The organism is Clostridium beijerinckii (assembly GCA_003129525.1).
In the GTDB taxonomy this organism is placed as follows: domain Bacteria; phylum Bacillota; class Clostridia; order Clostridiales; family Clostridiaceae; genus Clostridium; species Clostridium beijerinckii_D.
Map to the genome: position 1 here is coordinate 2,810,286 of CP029329.1, position 16,854 is coordinate 2,827,139.

Here is a 16,854-nt window from a genome sequence, read left to right on the forward strand (position 1 = left end):
ATTTGGAATGAAAACAGAAGGATATTTAGTCCCTTTGTTTAAATATAAGCAATGAAAGGTTGTAAGTTATATGGTATACTTAGATAAATATGCCATAAGTCAAATAGCTAGAGATGTAATGGCTATATTTGATTTTGATTTAGAATTTTATGGACATAATGAACTAAGGAGAAGTGGTTTTTAAATGAGAATAAAATATAAACTTTTAATCAGTTATTTAGTTTTAATTGTATTTACCGTAAGCGTATTAGGCTTTTTAATTGCTAAAAAATCAAACAATGCGGTGGTCAATGAGGTAAATGAAAAAAGTCAGCGTTTAACAGAATCAATTAGTACAACTCTTAGTGTAAGAAATGATCTGCTCACAGAAAAATCTTACGGGGACTTAAATTTTGCGAATACCGTATTAAATAAGTTTGCTGATTTAAATGTAGATTATAATGAAAGTGTAAGAGTTGGAGAGTTTAATTTACCGGTTTTATATGCCGGAAAGCAAAGGTTATCCATAGACGATACTATAGTTGATGAGATTAAACAGTCTACAGGTACCGTTGCAACTATATTTTTATTGCATGATGATAAACTCATAAGAGTTTCCAGTACAATTTTTGAAGATGACAAGAGGGTAGTAGGTACATATATACCTAGTGATTCTGTTGCTTATAAAAAAACAATTAATAATGAAGAATATATCGGTAATATTGTAATAGAAGGTATTGGCTATGTAACAAGAATGAAACCATTATTGGATAAAGATAAAAAGGTCATAGGGGCAATAGGTATAGGAAATAAAATTCTTAATAATTACTTAGACGAAACATTAATGAATATTAAATTAGGAAAAACTGGGCATGTATATATACTAGATTCTGAAGGTAATGTAATTACTCATTCATCTGAAAAAGGAAAGAATGTAAACCAATATGATTTTGTTCAAAAAATGCATTCAACTAAAAATGGAACAATTGAGTATACCTATGATGGAGTTAAGAAGGTAGGTTATTATCAATATTTTGAATCTTGGGATTGGTATATAGTTACTTCGGCTGATTATGATGAAGTAAACGCGTCATCTAAATCAATTTTGACAATGACAATAGTTACTGGGCTAATAATAATTCTTTTAGGTGGAATTGTGGCATTATTTTTGTCTAATACTTTAGTTAAACCTGTTAATAAGTTGAAATCTTGTATGGAGATAGCTGGGAAGGGAGATTTAACTATACGCTGCAATATAGATAGTAAAGATGAGATTGGAATACTAGCAAATAGTTTTAATAATATGTTGGAAGAAAACAAGAGGTTGCTAGAAGAAACAGTACAATATGATAATTTAAAAACAGAATTTATTGCTAATATGTCTCACGAATTAAGAACACCTTTAAATATTATATTTTCAACAGCTCAGTTATTTGATGTACTTATAAGTAAAGGTGAAAACCTAAATACTGATAAAATAAGAAATTATACAAAGAGTATGAAACAAAATTGTAACAGATTACTAAGACTCGTGAACAACTTAATTGATATGACAAAAATTGATTCTGGATTTATGGATTTGGATCTTAGAAATGAAAATATAGTACAAGTTGCAGAGGAAATAACACAGTCAACTGTTGAATACGTACAATATATGTCAAGAACTATTGTATTTGATACAGATCAAGAAGAAAAAGTTATGGCTTTTGATTCAGAAAAACTAGAGAGGATTTTGCTTAATTTAATTTCCAATGCCACTAAATTTACTAACCCAGGAGATAAAATTAATGTAACTTTATACGATAAAGGTGATCATGTTATTATTTCGGTAAAGGATACAGGAAGAGGAATTCCAGAAGAAAAACTATCACAGCTTTTCCAAAGATTTAAACAAATAGATCCATTGCTAAATAGAAGTCATGAAGGCAGTGGTATAGGATTAACCATAGTTAAAGCATTAGTTGAGATGCAGGAAGGATCAATAGAAGTAAAAAGTAAGTATGGAGAAGGCACAGAGTTTATAATATGCCTGCCTGCTAAGGTCATTTCAGCAGAGAATCATGCTATGAAAGTTAAAAGTGATTCTACAAACAAATCAAATATTGATAATATAAATATCGAGTTCTCAGATATTTATAGCTAAGATATATGTAGAAGTAGTTATGATATATTATACATGGTAGTTATTTTGAATCAGAAATAAATGGTTGTAGATGGATTATTAAACATACTTTGAAGGTGAAATTATAAAGTACAAATCATGGGAAGGTTTGATTAGTAACCACAATAGCTACTAATCAAACCTTAAGTTTATTTTAATTTATCAATCATCTCTGGTGTATAAGTCTTTATTTTATTATCTCTCTATTTTTAATATAAAATCCCATTTCTTAATTATTGGCGGCTGCAGTATTATTAAGTTCAACGATTGCTTATAACGTAAATATATCTTATTCACAAATTCGTAACAGAATTACAAAGTTTCAACACTTGAATTTAATTTTACTTTTTCTACTGGCTGATTATACATTAAGAATAAAAAGATACCAAATAAAATAATTACAGAACCAATGAGCTGATTGATAGTAATTATATTTCCAAAAATAAAGTATGATAGTATACACGTTCCAATGGGTTCTCCCAAAATGCTCATTGAAATTGTTGAAGCACTTACCCATTTAATCAGCCAGTTAAAAATTGTTTGTCCCATTATTGTTGAAATAAATGCTAAGCCAAAAAACCACAACCAATCAGATGTTGGGTATCCTGTTAATGGATAGCCAAGAACAAGTGAATATCCTAGTAAGAATAAGGCACTTGATGAATAAGCTATTAAAGCATAGGGAACGAGAGATAAAACTTTTCTTAGATGTTGACCAATAAAAAAATAAACTGTTATTGTTGCAGCACCTAGCAAAGCAAGAATATCTCCAAACAATGCTGTACCACCAATATTAAAATCGCCCCATCCAATTATAAAACTACCAACTACAGCTAGTATTCCTCCGCCAATTGCAAATCCTTTTAATTTTTCACCAAAGAAAAAATAGCCTCCAATAAATGCAAATAAAGGTTGAAGGGTAACAAATACGGTTGAACTTGCTATTGAAGTAAAACGCAAAGATTCAAACCAAAGTCCATAATGCAAAGCAAGAAAAGCTCCAGCAAGACTACCTAACAGCCATTGTTTTCGAGATAAACTTTGCATTTCTTTAAATGTTTCTTTGCGAAGAAACAATGTGGGTAGTAAAAGAAAAGTAGTAAATATCATACGATAAGTTGCTATAATTGGTGCAGGCGCACTAGAAAGTTTTACAAATATAGCAGACGTTGAAAGAGCAAAAACTCCAATAAATAGTATCAAATAAAGTGAAAAATTTCGTGTGTTATTCATAATAGTCCTCCTATTTTATTTTGAAGCATAACAAATAACTCTATTAAAGAGTCTATGTAAATAAAGCAAAACATTTGATATTAAGAGCAAGTGCTTATTAAAATAAGCATGTTGATATTATATAATACATTTTTATTATACACAAAGCTTTTTATAGACTATCTAAAAGGAACTTCTTCGGAAATCCATTTAGTTAGTATGTTAATAAGATTATAATCACAATAGATTAATAAAGTAATATTTTTTCATTTTGTTATTGACTTAGAGTTAACTTGATGTTCTATAATAAAATTAAACTAAATTAATTTATAGTTATTTTGAAGGAGTTCAAAATGGAATTTTTAGAATTAGCAAAAAAGAGATATTTTATTGCTTAGATATTGTCCATTCACTCAAGCAGTATAATCAAACAAGAGAGTAATTGATTATTCGTAGTGAAGGCTCAAAAGCGAGTTAAGAGGAGGTAAAATTTTTAATGAATGTTAGTAGGAATTTGACAAAAGGTAATCCTGCGAAATTAATACTGTTATTTACTATTCCTTTATTAATAGGGAATATTTTTCAACAGTTCTATAGTATAGCTGATACATTCATTGTTGGACGTACTATAGGAGTTAATGCTTTAGCAGCAGTTGGTTGTACAGGGAGCATAATGTTTTTGATTTTAGGATTTGCTCAAGGGTCAACAGCTGGCCTTTCAATTATTACAGCACAAAAATTTGGTGCTGAGGATACACAAGGTGTTAAAGAAAGTTATGTAGCAGGTATAGCAATCAGTATGATAGTAACTATAGTTCTTACGACTATAAGTACAATTTTTGCTAGATCTATATTAGTATTAATGAATACGCCGCCAGAAATTATAGACGATGCATATAGTTTTGTATTTGTTATATTCATTGGTATAATAGCATCTATGTTTTTTAACTTTTTTTCAAACATTATTCGTGCTTTAGGAGATAGTAGAACACCATTATTATTTTTGATAGTAGCATGTATTCTAAATGTAATTTTAGAGTTTGGCTTTATATTAATATTAAAAATGGGGGTGGCAGGAGCAGCATGGGCAACTGTCATAGCACAAGGTGTTTCGGCTTTATTATGTATGTGGCATATAAAAAGAAACTTACGAATACTTAGATTAAAAAAGAGTGACTTAAAAATATCAAAAGAAGTTTTTTTAGAGCATATAAAGATTTCACTGCCAATGGGATTTCAAGCGTCTATAATAGCTATTGGTGCTATTATATTACAATTTGCACTTAATAGTCTTGGTGCGACTTCTGTAGCGGCATATACTGCTGCTCAAAAGATTGATTCCATCGCAGTTCAACCTATGATGTCCTTTGGTATAACTATGGCTACTTATACAGCTCAAAATTATGGTGCTGGAAAAATTGATAGGATAAGGGAAGGTGTAAAGCAATGTGTTATTATATCAGTTACATTTAGTATTGTGGTAGGACTTATCAATATTTTTGCAGGACATTTTCTTACAGGCATGTTTGTTGGATATGATCAAAAAGAAGTTATTTTATTATCGCAAACTTATTTAACTTCTAACGGATTATTTTATTTCTTACTTTCATTACTTTTTATATATAGATATACTCTTCAAGGGTTAGGACAAAGCTTTATTCCAACAGTAGCAGGGATAATGGAATTGATCATGAGATCATTTGCAGCAATTATATTATCAAAACCATTAGGATTTTTAGGAGTATCTTTATCAAATCCTTTAGCGTGGCTTGGTGCATGTATTCCACTAATAATTTCATATCACTTTACTTATAAGAAAATAAATAGTAAGTATTCAAAGAAAGAAGATTATAAATATGAAACTAATATAACTGAATGTTCTCAGAATGAATAACTTAAATATATGTAAAAATATATTAAATGTATGGGCGCCTAATGTTATATGGAATATTGAAGCTAGCTTTTGCTAGCTTCAAATTTATCTACATGTAAAATTGAAGGAAATAATTTCATCCAAAGCATTACAACCAATATGGTACCAATACCTCCAATAAAAGCAGCGGGAACAGTTCCAAGTAAAGAGGCTGTAAGACCTGATTCAAATTCACCAAGCTGATTAGAGGTACCTATGAATATCATATTTACAGAGCTTACTCTTCCTCTCATATAATCTGGAGTTTCAAGTTGTACAAGAGTGGAACGAATAACTACACTTATAACATCTGAAGCACCTAACACAAAAAGTGCTAAGAAAGATATAACAACAGACTTTGATAGTGCAAAGACAATAGTTGATAAACCAAAGAATATTACTGCTGTAAACATAGTTTTACCGACCTTGTGTTTTAATGGCCTTCTTGCAAGATAGGCAGACATTAATAATGCACCTAAGGCAGGGGCTGATCTAAGTATACCAAGTCCAAATGAACCTATCATTAGAATACTACTTGCGTAAATTGGAAGTAAAGCTGTAGCCCCACCAAATAATACTGCGAACAAATCTAGTGATATTGCTCCGAGTACAATAGGTCTACTTTTAATAAAAAATATTCCAGCGAATAATGATTTTAAGCTGGTAGGCTCTGGTTTAAATTCTTCTTTTCTCATTGAAATTTGAGATATAAGAATACTTGATATTAAATACAAGGCACCAGTTAAGATATATACCAAGGTTGAACCAAAAGAATAAAGGATACCACCAACAGCCGGTCCTATAATAACTGCAAATTCAGAAACCGAGGACATTAAAGCTGAAGCTCTTGGAAAAATATCGCGGCTTACAATATTGGGCAATAACGCCTGCATTGGTGGACCTTCAAAGGAATGAGCAACAGCTACAAAGAAAATGATCATAAGAAATCTTTCTTTAGTAATCCATCCACTGAAACTTCCAAAAGCTAGAATTAGAATAAATATACTTTGAACTATTTGGCTTATGGTTATTATTTTTCTACGATCATATCGGTCTGATATATGACCAACGTAAAGTGAAAACAAAAGCATTGGCAAAAATTGTACTAGACCAACTAGCCCTAAATAAAAAGCAGAATGAGTTAAAGAATACATCTGCCAGCCAACGGCAACTGTAAGCATTTGATAAGCAAAGTTAGTGGACACTCGTGCCACCATTAAAAATCTTAAAGCTTTATTTTGTAATAAAGTTGAGTCATTATTTGAAACCATTATATTCAAGACCTTTCTATAAAGTAATTTTAGCTCCGAGTAGAGCTTTTTTAATGTCAATTAGTATTGATTTTTATCTATTTGACCACATCTTCTATTTTTTCATACTAAACATATCAAGATTATTCTACAACATATGTTATTAATTATCAAACTAGAGAAAAATTATCAATACAAAGTTCAATTATATTTCTTTCGCAAACATCACTGAGGATATTTATGAAGGACAAGTGAACTTTATTATTGTTTAAATTTAATAAACAATATAGATGCTACATGTTAGAGGTATTATATTAAAATACGATTAGGTTTATAAAATAGAGCCCGTAAAATTAAAAAAGTAATAAAAATTTACTATTTAAATACGTTTACATTGGAAGTTGTGTTATAATGTAAAAGATGGTTTGCGAATTGAAAAGGAGAGATTTAATGTCAAAAGATTTTAAATGGACAAAAGTTATGAAAAAATTAATTGTTTTTGTAATGGCTTTAAGCATTTATTCAGGTACAGGGATTGCTTTTTCAAGTAATGTAGCTAAAGCAGCAACATTAAATAAAGAATTAATTTGTTCAACAACAGCGTATACATCAGGAACTGAAAGTAAAACAGCAAGTGGAAGAATAGTAGAAAGAAATCCAAATGGCATAAGCACAGTTTCAGTTGATCCAAATGTAATTCCTTTCGGAACATATTTATATATTGAAGGTTATGGATATGCAGTAGCTGCAGATACTGGTAGTGCAATAAATGGAAATGAACTTGATTTATACTTTAGTAGTTCTAGTGAATGTTATAATTGGGGTACAAAAACTGTTAAAGCCTTAGTTTTAGGGGATTCTACAAACATATAAAAGTACAAATAATGTAAATTTTAAAATTGTTTTAGCAAAACAATTTAGATAATAAATATCTAAATTTGAAATTGAATAGTAGTAAAAATTTAATATAGCAATTTTCAATTATAGTTGCAACTTGTAGTTACAATTGAATGTATGAAAAAAAGTAAAACAGTCGTAGTATGAGGAAAGTTATGTTAAAACAGAAACCCGTTAGGAATGTTAAAAATTAAACAGTATAAATTGTCAAAAAAAAGTATAGCCATCAATAAATTTATTACTATGTTTCATACGTAGTATATAAAATATATAAAAGTGAATTTTGATAGTTGTATTAATGAATAATTTTCTATTTAGATAAACTCAGACAAGCTTATCTATAGAAATAACAATGTTAAACAATTATATGGTAAAGATACAATAAGTGTATTATGTAAAAGAAGTGTTTCTTAAATGAGACACTTCTTTTTAGTTCTGATATCATATTTGATGAGCCAGAAGGCTGAAAGAAGCCGGTGTAGCTATTATCTAGATATAACTAATTGAAGCATTTGACTAGTAATAAACAAAGCGAATTATAACGCAAGTTGAAATTACTAAGTACAAATTAGCGAAAGCAGCGGAAGGTTTGATTAGTGACCAACAAGGTGAATTAAGACGCAAGTTGATATTACTAAGACAGATTAAAGTTATTTCAATGAAGTATATCTAAAGAATATTAGCTAATATAATTAAGCCTTTATCTTAACAAATTAAAATTAATAAGAAGATTCTAATGCGATGTAAAGATAATATCTAGTGTTGCAAGAATATTAGTAAAGAAAGGGTGATAAAAATCCAAGAAGAAGATCCATTTCAGTCTAGGAAAGAGTTAGGATTTGCTTAACCATCAATTAGTTAATATAATTTGACTAATTGGTGTTTTTTTGCTATTCAATTATTTAATTAAAACCATATTTTAAAGAATATTTTTCAAAGTTACAAAGAGATGGCGTGATTATGTGTGGGATCACAACTATACCTGTAAAATTAGCAGAGATAGCATTAAAACGTCTGGAAATGTTAAATTATTAAATTGTGACTTTATTGCTAGAATATATGTGAAAACCTAGTATATATGATTTTTTCTATATATAATTATGAAAATTTTGTCTGTTTATAGCAAAAGTTACCGTTGACCTTAAAGGATTCATAGTCTATAATAGGCAATACCATATCGGTGGCTAGAGCAACTTGTAATAATCAGATTAGTAAGTTGCAAATAAAACACAAGGAGTGGTTAATTGTTTAAATTAAAAAGACATATGATAAGAGGATATATGCTCTTAGGAATATGTTTAATGGGTCTTGGAACAGACTATTTAAATATTGAATCGAAAGATATTCAAATAAATAAACTTGTTGCAGGCCAATACCATGAAAGTTCTAAGATAGAAAATGCTGATATTGAAGAACATGAATATTCTGTGGAAGAGTATATTGAAACTTCATCTAACATAGTACATGAAACATCAATAGAACCTGAAGAGAGCGAAACTACATCAACAAAAGCTCAAGAAAATCAAAAGCCAGTAGGTACACCGATTAAAGCTGAATTAACTGCCTACTCTAATGATCCTAAATGTTCAGATCAATGGGGATCACAAACAGCAATGCAAACTAAAACAAGATTGGGTGTTATTGCAGCACCATCGAATATACCACTTGGAAGTAAAATATACATTCCAGAGTTAGAAAATTATAAAGCCGATGGTATGTTTGATGTTGAAGATAGAGGTGGAGCAATTAAAATAAAAAAAGATGGTACCTATGTAATAGACGTTTGGGTGTCAACTCATGAAGAAGCTATAGAATTTGGAAGAAAAAATACTACCATTTATTTAATAGAGTAATATTAATTTAGAAATATAAAATGTTCTAAAACATATAAATAATATATAAAAAGTAAAAGCCAATGCTTAATAATACTAAGCATTGGCTTAAAATTTCTAAATAATATATCCAAAATACCGGTACTCTAATTTTGACCCCTATCCGTCGATAGGTGGGTGTCCGCACAGATGTTTCAATCGCCTTCAATGCCGTGAAAGGACTCATATGAAAGTACATTTACACATCTAAATATTGAACTCCCGAAATATAAATGTAGGTTCAAAATAAGAGCTTAACGAATATTTCAGAATATATAACATACATAACGAAAACTATCTATAAAATAGTTGTTTTCTTATTGTGAGATTATAATAACATATTTAAAGTTCGTGTACAAGGGGTATATTTATGGTAAATAAAGCCAATTGTTTAATTGATAGTATGTATCTGCCTGAAAAAATATATTCATTAACTCATGAATTTGTTTCACCACCTTCACATTCTTCTATTGATGTTATGCAGTGGACCATAGATAATTCCCCTTCATATAATATTAGAAGCAACTGAATTAGGACTTGAAAGTGTTTAGGTTTGCTGGTTTGATCTTGTAAGAATTTATTATGCGATTAATTTTGTTTTAAACAAACAATTACAATCGTCAAATTATGATAAAGTAATAATTTACTAGTGGCACAATAAGGGAAATTTGCATAATATGTATTAAAATAGTTACTAATTAAATTTATATTAGGAAAAATGGAGGAACGATAAAATGGGTGATAACGCAGAATTAAATATAGGAAATACAAATGATAATGGCTCTGTATCAGTTTGTTGTACAGGGGATCCTACTTGTGCACGTGTTACTACTAAACCTGTCAATATAACTGAACAACTGGATGTACTCCCTACTATTCTTACACCTGGACCAGTATATGTTAAACTTCCAGTTATATTGGCAGAGACAAGTATAACAATTCCTGTTGAAGCTATAATCACATTGGACCGAGATGTTACTGAAATTAAACGAATAAAAAAGAATATATATTTAACTCAATCCCGTCTTTTACCAAATACTTCGAGTGATCCTGCTAGTAATACAAATGCAATATTATTTGTAGCAGGTTTTATTAGAAAGAATATTGAGTATGCAACTCAAACTTGTCCAATACGTAATGGTTTAGCAGTTGCAAGTCCAAATTATTGTGGAGAAATAAGACACTGTACAGTTGAAGATTCTTTTTCTTTCACAACTAGAGTTACGCTCCTTAACGCGCCACAGTTCGTAGAAAATACAACTCCTCTTGAATTTGAATATTTTACAGATAAACTTCGCGGTTGCGACATTTGCGCAGATCCAGTACTTGGCCGTAATCCTTGCGAACAGATTTTCGATTTTACTGAAACCTTTAATGAAAAACCTTATGTTGAATTAATAAGCGCAAGGGTTATTGAAGTTGATATTCACAAAAACCCTGACCGTGACTGCTGCACTCCTACAGAACAACTATTCGATAGATTCACAGAAAAAGCAGTAGTATATTTAACTCTAAAAGTATTACAAAAACAACAATTGGTAGTTAATGCAGTTGCTGCACCTGCTACAACAGTAGGTTAATTAAAAACAAAATATAAAGAGCGCTGACTCAATTATATGGTAATTACTATATTTCAGACCTAAAGCTTACTAAGTGAGGTTTTGGTCTGTTTTTAATAGAAGATAAATATTGGTGTATTCAATAGAATAAACTGTAATTATTACTAAAAACAGAAAAAAATTTTTTGAAATATATATTTAAATTTATTAAGTTCTTAAGTAGAGGAGATGTTATAGAAATAATGTGCTATTCAAGACAATATTATAATCAACTTAAGAGAAAACAGTATGAAGAATATCTTAAAAAGCAGTATGAGTATTATTTATATAAGAAAAAATATTATGAAGAACATCTAAAAAAGCAGAATAAGTATTATTTAGATAAGAAAAAGTATGATAAAGAACATTATAAAAGAAATAATGAAGTTTCTGCAAATAAAAGAAAAGATGATAAAAAATGTACTTCACAAAGTAAAATTTTTAATTCGTTTAAGACTGGTAATATAGAAGATAATAACAGGAATAACAATTTCAAAGAAAACAATAGTTATGAGTCTTCAGAAATTAATATTAAAAAAAATAAATTAAATGATAAAAAACATGATTCAGCTAAATATCATAACTTAGAAAATAAGAATTGTACTAGTATTAAAGATTTTTATAATGATGAATTCTTAGAAGAGTATGATACTGTTGCAAAAGAAGAGCTATCTAAAGAAAACAAGCATAAACCAGTGAAGAAAATAGATAGAAATTATGATCATAATAAATTGTATAATAATACTAATAAAAATCAAGTTAATAAGTGTACTGTTGAAAGTTGTAAAACGACAGTTTCTTCAGAAACATTGCCTCTTTGCGAAAACATTTCTCATACTTCTGAGCTCACTCCAGGTCCTGTTACAGTAAAAATGCCAGTGATATTAAAAGAATGTACTATAACATTAAATGTTCAGTCTTCGCTTAAACTAGAGGATACTGTATTAGAAATTAAACACATTAGAAAAAATGCATATTTAAATCAGTGCAGACTTATTCCAAATTCTGAAAATGACAAACCTAACACTGGAATATTATTTCTAGCTGGTTTTATTAGGAAAAACATAGAATATTCTACTAAAGAGCATAATGAAAGAGGTGTATTAAACGGGAAATTGAAGCATGCTACAGTTAATGTTCCTTTTAAATGCACCACTAGAATCACATTTGACACTCCCCCTAAATTTAAAACTACTAATCCTCAAGAAGAAGTAGAAATATTACAAACTAATATTAAAGTGTGCAATCCTTGTGAAGAGGAGATAAATGGACGAGATATTCGAGAGCAAAGTTTTAGATTAATTGAATTCTTTAATGAAAAAGTATTCTGTGAATTAATTAGTGCTGAATTTGTTGAATTTGATATTCTTGAAAATCAAACAAATAAAGAGTGTAAATCACCTCTTGAACAAACATTTCACAATATTACCGAAAAGGTAGTACTATTTCTAACAATAAAATTATTGCAGAATCAGAATGTAAGAATTCCCTAATAAAGCCTAGATAGAATGAAGTAATTCTTAAAAAAGAGCAGGAAGAATTGCTCACAGAATTTGATGATAAAATATTTAATGCGTTAGTAGATAGAATTGATATCCTTGAACTAACGTATTTTGCTTTTGTTTTAAAGAATAAAATAAGAAGCGGATTCTAAAATAGCAACTATAAAATTTGAGTTAATTTTATAGTTGCTATTTTAAATAATATTTTAAAATGAGGCACTGAAAAACAACAGTTTTTCAGTGCCCTAGTTTTCATCTTGGATATCTATATAGCTAGTTTGTTTAGTTCATCTTCATATAAAGTTTCTTTTTCTAACAATTCTAAAGCTATTTTATCAAGAGAATCTCTATTTTCTTTTAAAAGTTCTAGAGTTTCCTCATATAGTTTATTAACAAGATCTTTACATTCTTCAATAACAGGATTTCCATAACTACTATATAGGGAACCAACACTTGAAAGTTTTATAAGTCCCAAGGTTTCTCCCATACCATATTCGGTAACCATTTTTAATGCAATATCAGTACTTTGAGAGATATCTCCATATGCTCCAGTAGAAATTTTATCTTTTCCAAAAATAATTTCTTCTGCAGCTCTACCACCAAGTGAAACTTTGATTTTATTCTTCAAATAATCAATTCTGTGATAACTAGTATCTTCAGGAATAGTTAAAGTATAACCTCCAGCACCTTTCGTAGTTGGTATAATTGTTATCTTAGAAACTTTGTCCTGTGGTAGTAGTAACATACCAACTAATCCATGTCCTGACTCATGATATGCAGTAAGAAGCTTGTCTTCTTCTTTAAGATAACTTCTTTCTTTTTTCTCATATCCAGCTAAAGTTATTGAGTAAGCACTTTCTATATGAGCTGAAGTAATAGAATTACTATTATCTTTAGCAGCTAAAATAGCACTTTCATTTATTAAGCTTTCTAATTTCGCGCCAGAGAAGTATACAGTTTTTTTTGCAATATCTTTTATATTAAGATTTTGATGAGGTTTATTATTTAAATGAAGAGATAGAATTCTTTCTCGAGCATTAACATCAGGAAGTGATACTTCTATATGTCTATCAAATCTACCTGGTCTAAGAAGAGCATCATCTAGCATATCCAACCTATTTGTAGCGGCAATTACTACTATACCTTCTTCTTCTCCAAAACCAGACATTTCTGTTAAAAGAGCATTCAATGTTTGATCTTTTTCATCATTGCTAGAGCCATTTTTATTATTACCTCTTGCCTTACCGATAGCATCAATCTCATCGATGAATATTACAGCTTTTCCATGAGATTTTGCTTTTTTAAACAAATTTCTTACTCTCGTTGCACCAACGCCAACATATACTTGCACGAAGTCTGAACCGCTAAGAGCATAAAATGGAACACCAGCTTCACCAGCTACAGCTTTTGCAAGTAAAGTTTTACCTGTACCAGGAGCACCATAAAGAATAACCCCTTTAGGCATTCTTGCACCATATTTTTGATATTTTTCAGGATTTTTAAGAAAATCTACAATATCCATTAAACTTTCTTTAGCTTCTTCATTACCAGCTACAGCCTGAAAATCTAAAGCAGCTTTTTTATTTTTGCTAAAATCTTGCATGTCCATATATGTTACTGAAGAACTACCACCTCTAGATTTAGATACAAGCATAGCAGTTAGTGTTAAAAGTGATAAAGCAAAAATAACAGTAGGAATAGTTTTTGTAAGTGGGGGGGTGGTTTGATCTTTAACCTCGATTCCACTTAATAATAAATTTTCTTTTAAAGTATCTGTTTGCGGATTATCTGTAGAATAGGTATCACCATTATTTAATAAAACAGTCATTTTAGAAGAGTTGTCCATTATTACTGTAGATATATTATTAGAATTTAAATCCTCTGTAAATAGAGAATAACTTTTATTTATTACTTTTGTATTAAAAGATGTCATTACAATAACTATAAGTGATAGTATTGCAGTAATTACAGGGATAATAATATAATATTTTTTTATTCTATTCATTAAATACCTCCCAATTTTTAAAAGATAAGACACATAAAAGAATAATAGACCCAATATACAAAAATACTAGTCAGTTATTTTTTTGAATGTGACTAACTTAATATTGATTATACAGACTTAAAATCAGAAGTCTAATTTTTTGCATGATTTTTGCCAATGTAAATTTTGGATAATTAATAAAAAAATCTCATGTTTATATGTTAAACTTTCATTATGGTTAATATATTAGATTTTTTCTTTCAAATTAGTATCCTGTTTTTCTATTATTGTCATAGATAAACTAAGGGTGTAAAATATGGATATACTTTTAATTATCATCCTGATTGTGGTGATGAAAAATAAATAAGACATTAGGAGAGAGATAAAATGGATAAAATAAGATTAGGAAGAACTAATTTAATGGTAACCAAAAGTGGATTTGGGGCTCTGCCAATACAAAGAGTTTCATTTGAAACTTATTGAAGAATGTAAAAGGAGTTATTGCAATGAAAGCTCTTTCAGGTGGGCTTATAACTAATGCAGCTTCAACATTTGCATTTTTAAGACAATTTGATAATTTAGTGCCTATATGGGGAATACAAAAAGAAAGTGAGTTGGATGAATTTATTGCTTTAGAAAAGAATCTACCTAAACTGGATGAAGCTATGTGGGCTATTATAAATAAAGATCGTGCTGAACTAGCAGGTGATTTTTGTCGTAGCTGTGGATATTGTATGCCTTGTCCTGCTGGTATTGAAATTCCAACTTCAGCAAGAATAACTCTACTTTTAGGAAGATCTCCTTATAAAAGTTTTTTAAAGGATGACTTTAAGGAAAAGATGGAACGAATAAATAATTGTATAGCATGTGGAAACTGCAAAAATCATTGTCCTTATAAACTTGACACTCCAGACCTTTTGAAAAGAGAGCTTAAGAGTTATGAGAAATTTTACGCTAATCATAAAAATGAGATAGAAAATATTGCCGAATAGTAATTACTGTGACTAATTGTTGTTTTTGTGTTGCTTAGATATTTAACTACTATCTAAAAAATGCAAATTGATTTAACCACGTGCTTTTTATCGCCGTTAAAAAATATGTAGAAAAAGTAAATTTGAGGCTCTATATAGCTTTGTGTTATTGACATAAAACTATACAGAGTCTAATTATTTTTACCAATAAAATATAACCTCTTCAAAAGAGCAGATTTAATTAACTTAAATAAAAGTATTGACGTAAGAGGTATTTTAAATTATAACTTGGAGTCATTTGCATAAGAAATCATATTATGGAGTGGTAAAGCATATTCTAGAAAATAACAAGTTAATATGCTAGTTTATTTTAGTGTATGCTTAATTATTTTGAAGGGACAAAAGTTATGTTTCGATTAGTAGATAGTGATACTTATAGCGTAGGCAATTATGGCGGAATTAATTGCGGTAATAAATTTAAAGTTTTTGGGAAAGGTACGGTAAGTGTGAAACCAGATACAGCAGAGATTGTAATTGGTGTCATAACAGAAAATGCACAATTAGAAATAGCACAAGCAGAAAATGCTAATACAACTCAGCAAGTTATAAATAGTATAGAGGGAATAGGAGTATTGCCTAAGTATATACAAACTCAAAATTATAATATTAGACCTAATTATGACTATATTAATGGAACTCAAATTTTTAGGGGATATGAAGTAAGTAATTATTTAAAAGTAATTATTAGAGATATTACTTTTGCAGGAGAAATAATTGATACTGCAGTAAAAAATGGTGCAAACATTATAAGTGGTATTAGCTTCATTGTTTCAGATCAAACAAAATATTATTATGAGGCATTAAGTTTGGCTGTTACAGATGCTCAAAATAAGGCTAGTGTTATGTCTAATAAACTTAAAGTAAAACTAAATATTATACCAATACAAATAAATGAGCAGGATAATGGGAACATAACTCCATTAACAGTAACAAATTTAAAATCGGTCAGTGGAATTACACCTATTGAAGCTGGAGAAAATAAAATAACTGCAGATATTGAAGCTGTATTTATATATACTTAGTAATAATCATCAGCCAATACAAATGCTATTTTTAATAAAAGCTTAATAGTAAATATGTACAAGTATCTTGTTTATTAATGGATGTGCGCTTAACCTCGAACTACAGCAAAAACAACAATCAGCAACTCAAAGAAATGATTGTACACAAAGGTATTGGGGAATAGCAACAGTTAAACATATGAAGATAAATGAATTTGTAGTATTATATCTATATTAGTAATTGGACATACTTATTTGACAGAGATAGGGAAATTATTATATAGTATATTTATCCACTATGTGAATTTAATTCATAATTGTATATTCATAAAGTGGATTTTGAATTAAATAAATAGTAAGTAGTTTATGTATTTCTTAAAATTACTTGCTAAAATGTAAGGTGAAAGTAATTGTAAGGATATTATATTAATAAAATAATAAAAATTAATAATCTAA

Annotated in this window: 11 protein-coding genes, 1 other RNA gene and 1 pseudogene; 9 read left to right on the forward strand and 4 right to left on the reverse strand. The window is 29.2% G+C overall.

Features of this window, described 5'->3' with window-relative positions; translation table 11 throughout:
- The first annotated feature begins 184 nt into the window (after positions 1 to 184).
- The gene (locus DIC82_12445) at positions 185 to 2,122 is read left to right on the forward strand and encodes a histidine kinase (protein AWK51777.1); all 1,938 of its coding nucleotides are present in this window, start codon (positions 185 to 187) and stop codon (positions 2,120 to 2,122) included.
- A 330-nt stretch (positions 2,123 to 2,452) separates the two neighbouring features.
- Here DIC82_12445 and DIC82_12450 read toward each other — a convergent pair whose 3' ends face one another.
- Complete coding sequence (locus tag DIC82_12450) at positions 2,453 to 3,373, reverse strand: EamA family transporter (protein AWK51778.1); 921 nt, start codon at positions 3,371 to 3,373, stop codon at positions 2,453 to 2,455.
- A 475-nt stretch (positions 3,374 to 3,848) separates the two neighbouring features.
- On the opposite strand from DIC82_12450, the gene DIC82_12455 reads away from it, so the two are divergent.
- Entirely contained in the window at positions 3,849 to 5,246 is a 1,398-nt protein-coding gene (locus DIC82_12455; protein AWK51779.1) for an MATE family efflux transporter, read from the forward strand.
- Positions 5,247 to 5,308: 62 nt separating this feature from the next.
- On the opposite strand, the gene DIC82_12460 is transcribed toward DIC82_12455, so the two are convergent.
- Positions 5,309 to 6,535 (reverse strand): MFS transporter, encoded by a 1,227-nt coding sequence (locus tag DIC82_12460; protein ID AWK51780.1) that lies wholly within the window; start codon positions 6,533 to 6,535, stop codon positions 5,309 to 5,311.
- Positions 6,536 to 6,964: 429 nt separating this feature from the next.
- Here DIC82_12460 and DIC82_12465 point away from each other — a divergent pair, with 429 nt between their 5' ends.
- Together DIC82_12465 and DIC82_12470 are read left to right on the forward strand one after the other, a co-directional pair.
- Positions 6,965 to 7,387 (forward strand): murein transglycosylase, encoded by a 423-nt coding sequence (locus tag DIC82_12465; protein AWK51781.1) that lies wholly within the window; start codon positions 6,965 to 6,967, stop codon positions 7,385 to 7,387.
- Between the two features lie 1,325 nt (positions 7,388 to 8,712).
- Positions 8,713 to 9,264 (forward strand): hypothetical protein, encoded by a 552-nt coding sequence (locus DIC82_12470; GenBank protein AWK53085.1) that lies wholly within the window; start codon positions 8,713 to 8,715, stop codon positions 9,262 to 9,264.
- A 103-nt stretch (positions 9,265 to 9,367) separates the two neighbouring features.
- On the opposite strand, the gene ssrS is transcribed toward DIC82_12470, so the two are convergent.
- Positions 9,368 to 9,558: non-coding RNA, 6S RNA (gene ssrS, locus DIC82_12475), on the reverse strand.
- A 458-nt stretch (positions 9,559 to 10,016) separates the two neighbouring features.
- Between ssrS and DIC82_12480 the strand changes: the two genes are divergently transcribed.
- From DIC82_12480 to DIC82_12490, 3 genes are all read left to right on the forward strand, one after another.
- Positions 10,017 to 10,862: a hypothetical protein gene (locus tag DIC82_12480; protein AWK51782.1), complete on the forward strand. Its 846-nt coding sequence runs from the start codon at positions 10,017 to 10,019 to the stop codon at positions 10,860 to 10,862.
- Between the two features lie 221 nt (positions 10,863 to 11,083).
- Positions 11,084 to 12,373, forward strand: a complete 1,290-nt coding sequence (locus tag DIC82_12485; GenBank protein AWK51783.1) for a hypothetical protein — start codon at positions 11,084 to 11,086, stop codon at positions 12,371 to 12,373.
- Positions 12,374 to 12,420: 47 nt separating this feature from the next.
- Positions 12,421 to 12,534, forward strand: a complete 114-nt coding sequence (locus DIC82_12490) for a recombinase (protein AWK51784.1) — start codon at positions 12,421 to 12,423, stop codon at positions 12,532 to 12,534.
- A gap of 113 nt (positions 12,535 to 12,647) precedes the next feature.
- Here the strand turns inward: DIC82_12490 and DIC82_12495 are convergent, their stop codons facing one another.
- Positions 12,648 to 14,387 (reverse strand): cell division protein FtsH, encoded by a 1,740-nt coding sequence (locus DIC82_12495; protein ID AWK51785.1) that lies wholly within the window; start codon positions 14,385 to 14,387, stop codon positions 12,648 to 12,650.
- Positions 14,388 to 14,753: 366 nt separating this feature from the next.
- Between DIC82_12495 and DIC82_12500 the strand changes: the two are divergent.
- Both DIC82_12500 and DIC82_12505 read left to right on the forward strand, forming a co-directional pair.
- Positions 14,754 to 15,358: pseudogene (locus DIC82_12500) on the forward strand (hypothetical protein).
- A gap of 386 nt (positions 15,359 to 15,744) precedes the next feature.
- Positions 15,745 to 16,419 carry an SIMPL domain-containing protein gene (locus tag DIC82_12505; protein AWK51786.1) on the forward strand — a complete coding sequence of 225 codons (675 nt, stop codon included), beginning with the start codon at positions 15,745 to 15,747 and terminating at the stop codon, positions 16,417 to 16,419.
- Positions 16,420 to 16,854: the final 435 nt, after the last annotated feature.

What these genes read in the sequence shown, in the direction of transcription:
- DIC82_12455 (AWK51779.1), top strand. Translation starts at nt 3,849, where the DNA reads ATGAATGTTAGTAGGAATTTGACAAAAGGTAATCCTGCGAAATTAATA.
- DIC82_12485 (AWK51783.1), top strand. Translation starts at nt 11,084, where the DNA reads ATGTGCTATTCAAGACAATATTATAATCAACTTAAGAGAAAACAGTAT.
- DIC82_12460 (AWK51780.1), bottom strand. Translation starts at nt 6,535, where the DNA reads ATGGTTTCAAATAATGACTCAACTTTATTACAAAATAAAGCTTTAAGA.
- DIC82_12445 (AWK51777.1), top strand. Translation starts at nt 185, where the DNA reads ATGAGAATAAAATATAAACTTTTAATCAGTTATTTAGTTTTAATTGTA.
- DIC82_12470 (AWK53085.1), top strand. Translation starts at nt 8,713, where the DNA reads ATGGGTCTTGGAACAGACTATTTAAATATTGAATCGAAAGATATTCAA.
- DIC82_12465 (AWK51781.1), top strand. Translation starts at nt 6,965, where the DNA reads ATGTCAAAAGATTTTAAATGGACAAAAGTTATGAAAAAATTAATTGTT.
- DIC82_12480 (AWK51782.1), top strand. Translation starts at nt 10,017, where the DNA reads ATGGGTGATAACGCAGAATTAAATATAGGAAATACAAATGATAATGGC.
- DIC82_12495 (AWK51785.1), bottom strand. Translation starts at nt 14,387, where the DNA reads ATGAATAGAATAAAAAAATATTATATTATTATCCCTGTAATTACTGCA.
- DIC82_12450 (AWK51778.1), bottom strand. Translation starts at nt 3,373, where the DNA reads ATGAATAACACACGAAATTTTTCACTTTATTTGATACTATTTATTGGA.
- DIC82_12505 (AWK51786.1), top strand. Translation starts at nt 15,745, where the DNA reads ATGTTTCGATTAGTAGATAGTGATACTTATAGCGTAGGCAATTATGGC.